Annotated in this window: 11 protein-coding genes; 3 read left to right on the forward strand and 8 right to left on the reverse strand. The window is 48.3% G+C overall.

What is annotated here, in order from left to right:
• Positions 1–565: NAD(P)-dependent oxidoreductase (locus LDL40_RS12190; RefSeq protein WP_300995653.1), on the forward strand; the 565-nt coding region annotated here is incomplete at its 5' end.
• A gap of 13 nt (positions 566–578) precedes the next feature.
• On the opposite strand, the gene LDL40_RS12195 is transcribed toward LDL40_RS12190, so the two are convergent.
• Complete coding sequence (locus LDL40_RS12195) at positions 579–749, reverse strand: hypothetical protein (protein WP_300995654.1); 171 nt, start codon at positions 747–749, stop codon at positions 579–581.
• A 93-nt stretch (positions 750–842) separates the two neighbouring features.
• On the opposite strand from LDL40_RS12195, the gene LDL40_RS12200 reads away from it, so the two are divergent.
• Positions 843–1,868: a GlxA family transcriptional regulator gene (locus LDL40_RS12200; RefSeq protein ID WP_300995655.1), complete on the forward strand. Its 1,026-nt coding sequence runs from the start codon at positions 843–845 to the stop codon at positions 1,866–1,868.
• A 288-nt stretch (positions 1,869–2,156) separates the two neighbouring features.
• The gene (locus LDL40_RS12205; protein WP_300995656.1) at positions 2,157–2,486 is read left to right on the forward strand and encodes a hypothetical protein; all 330 of its coding nucleotides are present in this window, start codon (positions 2,157–2,159) and stop codon (positions 2,484–2,486) included.
• A gap of 38 nt (positions 2,487–2,524) precedes the next feature.
• Here LDL40_RS12205 and LDL40_RS12210 read toward each other — a convergent pair whose 3' ends face one another.
• The 7 genes from LDL40_RS12210 to LDL40_RS12240 all read right to left on the reverse strand — a co-directional run.
• Entirely contained in the window at positions 2,525–3,181 is a 657-nt protein-coding gene (locus LDL40_RS12210) for a CoA transferase subunit B (protein WP_127687401.1), read from the reverse strand.
• Between the two features lie 12 nt (positions 3,182–3,193).
• Complete coding sequence (locus LDL40_RS12215; protein ID WP_300995657.1) at positions 3,194–3,895, reverse strand: CoA transferase subunit A; 702 nt, start codon at positions 3,893–3,895, stop codon at positions 3,194–3,196.
• A gap of 29 nt (positions 3,896–3,924) precedes the next feature.
• A complete protein-coding gene (locus tag LDL40_RS12220; RefSeq protein WP_300995658.1) occupies positions 3,925–4,863 on the reverse strand; it encodes a hydroxymethylglutaryl-CoA lyase in 939 nt (312 codons plus the stop codon).
• A 21-nt stretch (positions 4,864–4,884) separates the two neighbouring features.
• Positions 4,885–6,861: an acetyl/propionyl/methylcrotonyl-CoA carboxylase subunit alpha gene (locus LDL40_RS12225; RefSeq protein WP_300995659.1), complete on the reverse strand. Its 1,977-nt coding sequence runs from the start codon at positions 6,859–6,861 to the stop codon at positions 4,885–4,887.
• Between the two features lie 14 nt (positions 6,862–6,875).
• Positions 6,876–7,673 (reverse strand): enoyl-CoA hydratase/isomerase family protein, encoded by a 798-nt coding sequence (locus LDL40_RS12230; RefSeq protein WP_300995660.1) that lies wholly within the window; start codon positions 7,671–7,673, stop codon positions 6,876–6,878.
• Between the two features lie 18 nt (positions 7,674–7,691).
• Positions 7,692–9,305: a carboxyl transferase domain-containing protein gene (locus tag LDL40_RS12235; RefSeq protein ID WP_367304319.1), complete on the reverse strand. Its 1,614-nt coding sequence runs from the start codon at positions 9,303–9,305 to the stop codon at positions 7,692–7,694.
• 254 nt (positions 9,306–9,559) lie between these two features.
• The coding region (locus tag LDL40_RS12240; protein ID WP_300995662.1) for an acyl-CoA dehydrogenase family protein at positions 9,560–10,000 on the reverse strand (441 nt) is incomplete at its 5' end.

Raw genomic sequence — 10,000 nt, forward strand, 5'->3', positions numbered from 1 at the left:
CCGTGAGTTGGCGTTAGCTTGCGGAGAAAAGGGCATAGGATTTCTGGATGCACCTGTATCAGGCGGACAGGCTGGGGCTCAGAATGCTCTGTTAACCATAATGCTCGGTGGTGAAGCCGCTGATTTTGCTAAAGCTGAAGCAACATTGATGAAATACGCCCGCAGCGCCCGATTATTAGGGCCCGCAGGTTCTGGTCAACTGGCCAAAATGGTCAATCAGATTTGTATTGCTGGTGTAGTGCAGGGCCTGGCCGAGGCTATGCATTTTGCTCAGCAGGCAGGCCTTGATGGTCAGGCGGTGCTGGACACCATCAGTAAAGGCGCTGCTCAGTCCTGGCAAATGGAAAACCGTGGTTCCACCATGCTGCAAGGCAAATACGATTTTGGTTTTGCCGTCGACTGGATGCGTAAGGATTTGGCCATCACCTTAAATGAAGCCCGTCACAACGGTGCCACTTTGCCATTAACCGCTATAGTTGACCAGTTTTACGCCCAGGTGCAGGCCATGGGTGGTGGGCGCTGGGATACTTCAAGCTTACTAACTGTGTTGCAACGTAAAAATTAACCATTGCACTTTGTTAATCATCCAGGCTGGTGCTGGCCAAACCTAAAGTCAGCACCAGTAATAACGGAATGTGCACCAAATGCAGCAATGGATCCGGCGTGATCTTCAGCGCCAGCCCCACCACCATAGCCCAGACCAGCGCTAATAAAGCCAATACCGTTGTGCGTTTTGACAGTTGAAACATAACCACCTCCTGTTGTTGATGAGACTACTTTACGCCGCTTAAAAACTAGCCTAAAGTGTCACTAATGACGTAATAGTGGTTAAAAGTGACAAGATGAAACGTATTGGTATTTGGGTTAATCACGACATAGTGATGAGCAGCGTCACCGGGGTAGTAGATTTTTTTACCTTCTGTAATAAGTACTGGCAACTGATACAGCAAAGTGATCAATCATTGTTTGAAACTGTTTTAATCGGACCTAACCCACTGGTACAGCATGGAGCTTTCAGTCTGAAGGTTGAACCTGTTGATTTTGGCTCTATTGATATTTTACTGATCCCAGGTTTTTATGCTTACAACCCAAAAGATTTGGTGCGTGTCAGTCAGGAGTTGCAACCATATACCGCAGAGTTGCAGGCCATGTTGGCTGAAGGAAAATGGCTCGGTGCCTTTTGTAATGGTACTTTTGCTTTAGCTGGAACAGGCTTACTGAACGGTTTACAGTCGACTTCGGTCTGGTTCTTTAAAGACTATTTTCGTCAAATGTTTCCGCGGGTAAAGCTGGATCTGCAGCAGCTTGTCATTCAGCAACAAACAATATTGACTGGTGGGGCTACCACCTCATACCTGAATTTATGTTTGCGTTTTGTTGAGCTTTGTATGGATACGGCTTTTGCACAGCAAATGGCGAAGATTATGCTGACAGATCCAAACCGGACCTCACAGTTGCCTTATTTATCTCTGCAACTGGCACCACAACACAAAGATGCGAAGCTGGCAGAAATTCAACAGTATCTGCAGGCTCATCTGGCAGAAGCCGTGACCCTTGAACAGTTAGCTGACCAGTTTGCGATGACACCCCGTACTTTGATCCGGCGTTTTAAACAGCATCTGGATGAAACTCCGATGGCTTATCTGCAGCGATTACGTATCGAAAGAGCGAAGTCTTTGCTGGAGAATACCCTGTGGACGGCGGAGGAAATCATGCAGCAAGTGGGTTATGAAGACATTTCGTCTTTTCGGAAGTTATTTGCGCATTACACCAGTCTGACTCCGAAAGCCTATCGCCAAAAGTTTATGTTTGAGCCTCAAATTGACTGCTGTCCTGTCAGTGGCCGTGAGCGGGAGTCTGCTGCCTGATTGATTTTAGCGATTTTAATTAACAATATTTAACAAATGAGTCGGGAAAAGTTTGCTTTGTGCTATTATCATGTGGCCAATTCATTGATGAAAGTAAATTAAATGTATTTATCTGAGATCGGCTGGCATCTTTATGCGCTGCTGTTTGTGGGTTGTATTCTGCTTCCTGCAATAGTTTTATCCGTTTTGTTGTATTTCAAGCCGTTGTGGTTGCGACAGTCTTTGTGGCTATTCAGTTTTTGTTGCCTGTGTTTTCTGTCATTAAGCTTGAAGTTTAGTGATAACACAATGCTAATGACTGACCAGGCTTTAGAGTTAAAGGCAGGTTTGTACCAGACTAAAATTGAAGACATTCACTCAGCACAAAGTAAAGTCTCTGTGCTGTTTTGTGATGAGTTAGGAGAGTTTAAACCAGTAGTTGCAGTCAACGCCATTAATCTGCCCAATTACAAAGTGGGCTGGTACAGGTTGGCTAATCAGCAGACAGCTTTTGTGATGTTAATTGGTGATATTGAAAAAGTGACAGTGGTTAGTACAAAACATGCGATAGCGTTAATTAGTGGTGATATTAACAGAGACAATGCTGGTGCTGGTTTACAGGCTAAGGCGTTTCGATAGGGTCAGCAGCCTTGCCTCTGACCCTTTCATCTTTTACATCAGAACTGCATTTCCGGGATATCACCAGAGATGACTAACTTGCCCGCAGTTTTTTGCTGAATTTCTTCCACACTGATGCCTGGTGCTCTTTCCAGTAAATGGAAAGCGCCGTCCCGCACTTCCAGCACAGCTAAATCCGTGACAATTTTCTTCACACAGTTGACGCCTGTCAGAGGCAAGGTACAGCTGTCCAGTAACTTGGAGCTGCCGTATTTATCCGCATGCGTCATAGTGACAATAATATTTTGTGCGCCAGCCACTAAATCCATAGCGCCGCCCATGCCTTTGACCAGTTTGCCTGGGATCATCCAACTGGCGATATTGCCGTTTTGATCCACTTCAAAGGCACCCAAAACTGTTAAATCGACATGGCCGCCACGGATCATGGCAAAACTTTCCGCTGAGCTGAAAATAGCAGCGCCTTTAATGGCGGTGACTGTTTCTTTACCTGCGTTGATCATATCTGCATCTAATTCAGCTTCGGTTGGGTAGGGGCCCATACCTAATAAACCGTTTTCCGATTGCAGCATCACTTCAATACCCGCAGGTACATAGTTAGCAACCAGAGTAGGTATACCAATGCCTAAGTTAACGTAATAACCGTCCTGTAATTCCTGAGCCACCCGCATAGCGACCTGTTCACGTGATAATGCCATTTGCTGTGCTCCTTAAGCCTGACGGACCATACGACGTTCAATGCGTTTCTCAAAGCTGGCTTTGATCACACGTTGCACATAAATACCTGGTGTGTGAATTTGGCTTGGCTCCAGTTCACCCGGCTCGACGATTTCTTCCACTTCAGCCACAGTAATTTTGCCTGCAGTAGCTGCCATAGGGTTGAAGTTCATCGAGGTATGACGGAACACCAGATTGCCGTAACGGTCGGCTTTCCAGGCCCGTATTATGGCAAAGTCACCAGTGATCGATTCTTCCAGCACATAATGGCGGCCATTAATTTCACGGGTTTCTTTACCTTCAGCTACAGGAGTACCGTAACCAGTCGCAGTAAAAAATGCCGGAATACCAGCGCCACCAGCGCGGATTTTTTCAGCCAGGGTGCCTTGAGGGGTTAACACCACTTCAAGTTCGCCGGATAACAGCTGTTTTTCAAACAAGGCATTTTCGCCGACATAAGAGGCGACCATTTTTTTGATTTGGCGATCTTCCAAAAGCACACCTAAACCAAAACCATCGACACCACAGTTGTTCGATACTACTGTTAAATCCCGGGTGCCCATTTTTTTGATCTGAGCAATCAGACCTTCCGGAATACCACATAAACCAAAACCACCGGCTATCACTGTCATGCCATCGGTCAGGCCTGCCAGCGCCTCTTCGTAGCTGGTCACAACTTTATTAAACCCTGCCATTTTGTATCCTTAAAAGATGCTATCAATCATTAATTCTGCTGGCATTTGGCCTTAAGCGCCAATCCTACTTTAGAACTAGGAGCTTTCCCCAGCTGCTCGCTGATAAACCAGCCAATAGGGGCCAGCCGTTGTAAATCAACACCGCTCTGTATGCCAAGGCCGTTGAGTAAATACACCACTTCTTCAGTGGCAACATTGCCTGACGCGCCGGCAGCGTAAGGACAGCCGCCTAATCCTGCGACTGAACTGTCGACCACAGCAATACCACGTTGTAGCGCTGCGTAAATATTACTTAACGCCTGGCCATAAGTGTCGTGAAAATGCACAGCTAACTGCTCTACAGGCACAACAGCCAGCACTGCATCGAGCATGGCATTCACTTCGGCAGGGGTACCCACGCCTATGGTGTCACCCAACGAAATTTCATAGCAGCCCATATCCAAAAGGGCTTTAGCAACCCGAGCTACTTCTGTCGGCTCAACATCACCCTGATAAGGGCAACCGACCACACAAGAGACATAACCCCGCACTTTAATACCATCTAGCTTGGCTTGCGCCATCACTGGAGCAAAACGCTCAAGACTTTCCGCTATGCTGCAGTTGATATTTTTCTGGGTAAAAGCCTCTGATGCAGCGCCAAATACTGCCACTTCAGTCGCACCTGCTGCTTTGGCGGCTTCATAGCCTTGCAGATTGGGTGTCAAGGCGGTGTACTCAATACCTGCTTTACGATTGATTTGTGTAAATACAGCAGCAGAATCAGCCATTTGCGGCACCCATTTCGGGGATACAAAAGCGCCGGTTTCAATGGTGATAAGGCCAGTTTCAGCCAGACGGTTGACCAGCTCGACTTTGGCCTGCAGCGACACGGCTTTTTCATTTTGCAGACCATCGCGTGGGCCTACTTCGACGATACGCACTGCTTTAGGTAAACCTGCTGTGTGCTTTGGGTTTAATGTCAGTGACATCTTGCTCTCCACATCGATCTGTTAGTCAGCTGGGGTAAAGTCCAGTAGCTGAGCGCCATCTTTCACCAGATCACCAGCAGCGTAAAACAGCTGATTGACCACACCCTCTTTAGGCGCTTTGATGCTGTATTCCATTTTCATTGCTTCCATCACCAAAAGCGTCTGGCCAGCGCTGACTGATGCACCTTTTTCTACCATTACAGCCACTATAGTGCCGTTCATGGGGGCTGTCAGGTTGCCTGCTGCTGCGCTGTCGTCGACTTGCGTCTGGACTTGTGTCTGGTACACAAAATCATAACGCTGGTGTTTGATAAAGACAGATACAGTGTCCTGATACTGGCTGACCCGCACTTTGAGCTGGTGGCCATTTAAATTGGCTTGCAGCTCATCGCCTTGTAAGCTGGCGGTGGCTGTGGTGATCACACCTTGTTGGGTTAAGCTAAGCTGTTTACCTTCAGAGCTGATGCTAACCAGACGGGTTTCATCCTGATAAAGCAGCGGGAAAGACACAGTTGGCACTTCGTTTAAACGCCAGCCTGAACACAAAGCCCATGGGCTTTGATCGTCTTGTTTGTCTGACCGTTCTTTCAGTAACAGATACAGAGCCGCCAATAAACTGGCTTGTTCGGATTCAGATTGACCTGGAGCAAACAAAGACTCTTTGTGGCGTTCAATAAAATGCGTATCCAGTTCGGCTTTGGCAAAAGCTGGTTGCTCCACTAAACGGGTTAAGAAATTCAGGTTATTTTTCACGCCGGCAATACGGTAGTCATCCAAAGCTCGCAGCATACGGGCTATGGCGCGATCACGGTTTTCATCCCAAACAATAAGTTTAGCGATCATAGGATCGTAAAATGGCGAGACTTCGTCGTTTTCTACTACGCCTGTATCTACCCGCACATAACGGCTGCTTTCAGGCTGGCGTAAATAGGTCAGTTTGCCGGTAGCTGGCAGGAAATCATGATCCGGATCTTCAGCATAAACCCGCACCTCAATGGCATGGCCATCAATAGTGATTTGCTCCTGAGTTAAAGGTAATGGCTGACCACTGGCGACCAACAACTGCCATTTCACCAGATCCTGACCTGTGATCATTTCGGTGACTGGGTGTTCAACCTGCAGGCGGGTATTCATTTCCATAAAGTAGAAAGAGCCGTCTTCATCAAATAAGAATTCAACAGTACCAGCACCCTGATAGGCGATAGCTTTTGCCGCTTTGACCGCCGCTTCGCCCATGGCTTTACGTTGCTCCGCACTAAAGTTCGGCGCTGGTGCTTCCTCAATCACTTTCTGGTGACGGCGCTGTATAGAGCAATCGCGTTCGGCTAAATACACTGCATTGCCAAAACTGTCGGCAAACACCTGAATTTCGACATGGCGGGGTTTGGTCAGGTAACGTTCCATCAGCACTTTGTCATTGCCAAAACCATTTAAGGCTTCGCGTTTAGCGCCAGCCAAAGCTTCAGCAAATTCGCCACTGTTCCAAACCACCCGCATACCTTTACCACCACCGCCGTATGCGGCTTTCAGTAGCAGCGGATAGCCCACCAGATCAGCTTGTTGTTGTAAAAAAGCCGGGTCCTGATTATCACCATGGTAACCAGGCACTAAAGGCACACCCGCTTGCGTCATAATCTCTTTGGCAGCGCTTTTACTGCCCATAGCGGCTATGGCTGAGACTGGAGGGCCAATAAAAACCACACCAGCTTTGGCACAGGCTTCGGCAAAACCTTCGTTTTCAGATAAAAAGCCATAACCAGGGTGCACAGCTTCGGCACCACTTAATTTGGCGATGTCCAGAATTTTATCAGCACGTAGATAGGATTCTTTGCTTGGCGCCGGGCCTAATAAAAAAGCTTCATCAGCCATATGCACATGACGGGCGTTAGCGTCAGCTTCTGAATAGACTGCTACACAACGAATACCCAGTTTATGCGCGGTTTCTATCACTCGGCAGGCGATTTCGCCCCGGTTGGCGATCAAAATTTTGCGAAACATCAGTCTGTTTATCCTTATTCTGACCGGATCCAGGCCGGAGTACGTTTTTGTAAAAAGGCGTTTAAACCTTCCTGACCTTCATTTGATACCCGAATAGCAGCAATGCGCTCAGAGGTGCTGTTTATCAGTTGCTGATTTATAGATTGATTGTGAACGGCCGCCATCAGCTGTTTGGCAGAGCGTAAAGCTGCAGGGCTGTTATTCAGTAAGATGCCAACAAAATGTTCTGCTGCAGCATCAAGGCCACCAGCGTCCACTAATTGGTGCACTAAACCTAAGTTCAGAGCTGTTGCTGCATCAAAACGCTCAGCCGTTAAGAAATAACGGCGGCTGGCACGTTCGCCAATAGCACGCATCACATAGGGGCTGATCACCGCCGGTATTAAACCAATTTTTACTTCACTTAAACAAAAACTGGCGCCTTGTTCGGCAAGGGCTATATCGCAGCAGGAGACTAAACCCAAAGCACCACCAAAAGCAGCGCCTTGCACCAAAGCTATGGTGGGGGCAGGGAAGCAATCTAATTGGCGCATCAGCTCTGCTAACTGACCTGCATCCTCTAAGTTCTGCTGGTAGTTTTTCTCTGCCATAGAGCGCATCCAGTTCAGATCGGCACCTGCACTGAAGTTTTTACCGGTGGATTTAAGCAGCAGCACCCGCACTGCCGGGTTAGCGGCCAGACTTTTCAGCGCGTCAATTAATTCGGCTATCATGTTGTCGTCAAAGGCGTTATGTACTTCAGCACGGTTCAGCACCAGTTCTGCGACACCGGACGAGTTCATACTAGTGGTAATAGTTGTATAGTTTTGCATTGTATTTACTCCAGCCCCTTACATGCGGAACACGCCGAATTTAGATTCAGCGACAGGTGCATTCAGCGCTGCACTCAGTGCCAGGCCAACCACCATACGGGTTTGAGCCGGGTCGATAATGCCGTCATCCCATAAACGCGCACTGGCGTAGTAGGGGTGACCTTGTTGCTCATACTGAGCGACGATAGGCTGACGTATAGCCTGTTCAGCTTCGGCTGTTAAGCTTTCGCCTTTACGGGCTAAGGCATCTTTAGTCACAGTGGCCATTACACCAGCGGCCTGTTCGCCACCCATCACAGAAATACGCGCATTGGGCCACATCCACATCATGGTTGGGTCATAAGCACGGCCACACATACCGTAGTTCCCAGCGCCATAAGAGCCACCAATTAATACGGTAAATTTCGGCACATTGGCACAAGACACCGCCATCACCATCTTGGCGCCGTGTTTGGCGATGCCTTCAGCTTCGTATTTTTTACCCACCATAAAGCCGGTGATGTTTTGCAGGAATAAAAGTGGAATTTTGCGCTGAGCACAAAGCTCAATAAAGTGAGCGCCTTTTTGCGCCGACTCAGAAAACAAAATGCCGTTATTGGCCACTATGCCGATGGGCTGGCCAAAAATACGGGCAAAGCCACAAACTAACGTAGCGCCATAAAACTGTTTAAATTCGTCAAAGTCAGATGCATCAACAAGTCGGGCTATGACTTCACGTACATCAAAAGGTTTTTTCAGATCGGTGCCGACTATGCCGTACAGCTCGCTGGCATCATAAAACGGGGCTTCGACAGGACGTACATCGCCTTGTACTGGTTTTTGATGATTCAGGCGGCTGACGGCATTACGCGCCAGTTGCAGCGCATGTTCATCATTGAGCGCATAGTGATCGGCCACACCTGAGATTTTGCAGTGCACATCAGCACCGCCTAACTCTTCTGCTGTCACTTCTTCGCCTGTGGCGGCTTTGACCAGTGGTGGGCCTGCTAAAAAGATAGTGCCCTGATCTTTGACGATAATGCTTTCATCGGCCATAGCCGGCACATAAGCACCACCAGCGGTACAAAGCCCCATCACCACCGCAATTTGTGGAATACCCTTGGCGGACATACGCGCCTGATTAAAGAAGATACGCCCAAAGTGCAGTTTGTCCGGGAAGACTTCGTCCTGACGGGGCAGGTTAGCGCCACCTGAGTCAACCAGATAGATACAGGGCAGGTGACAGTTTTCGGCGATTTCCTGCGCACGTAAGTGTTTTTTCACCGTCAGCGGGTAATAGGTACCGCCTTTGACTGTGGCGTCGTTGGCGACAATCATACACTCGACGCCATTGACCCGGCCTATACCTGCAACCACACCAGCAGCTGGTACATAATCGTCATAACATTCCCAGCCAGCGAATTGACCGACTTCTAAGAAGGGAGAACCCGGGTCCAGCAGTTTTTGAATACGGTCGCGGACAAACAACTTGCCACGCGAGGTATGGCGGGCAATCAAGGCTTCGCCGCCACCTAATTTGATTTGTTGTACTTTTTGCTCTAAATCATCCACCAACAGCTGCATCGCCTGAGCGTTCTGGATAAATTCATCACTGCGTGGATTAATTTTGCTATTCAGTCTGGCCACGTTCACCACCTTTGGCTATCGGGATTTGCTTTTATCTTCTCTCCACCTACGGATCGAACGACCTTCAAAGGTAGTGGGAAAAGATATGAAACGTCAAAAGGGAAATACGCAACAAATAAGCCGATTGAAACTGAAGGCAGCGACAAATTCGTCTGGAACGAATTTGGACTGCCATGGCAGGCCGCAGGCAAACTTCAGGACGAAGTTTTCACACGAGCCCCATCTGTTATATTTCCCCTTCACCTATGCTGGTAAAGAATTTAGTTCGATTCGTTAAATAACTCGCGGCCAATTAACATACGGCGAATTTCTGAGGTACCAGCACCGATTTCATATAGCTTGGCATCGCGTAATAAACGCCCTGTCGGGTATTCGTTGATATAACCATTACCACCTAACAGCTGGATGGCATCCAGCGCCATTTGAGTCGCCAGCTCTGCACTGTATAAAATCGCGCCTGCTGCATCCTTACGGGTGGTTTCACCACGGTCACAGGCTTTAGCTACGGTGTAGACGTAAGCGCGGGCTGCATTCATTTTGGTGTACATATCAGCCACTTTACCCTGCACCAACTGGAATTCACCGATAGACTGACCAAACTGTTTGCGGTCGTGGATATAAGGCACCACTACGTCCATACAGGCTTGCATAATGCCAAGCGGACCACCGGATAACACCACACGTTCATAGTCCAGACCTGA

Origin of the sequence: Rheinheimera sp. (assembly GCF_020217005.1) — a bacterium.
Classification (GTDB): domain Bacteria; phylum Pseudomonadota; class Gammaproteobacteria; order Enterobacterales; family Alteromonadaceae; genus Pararheinheimera.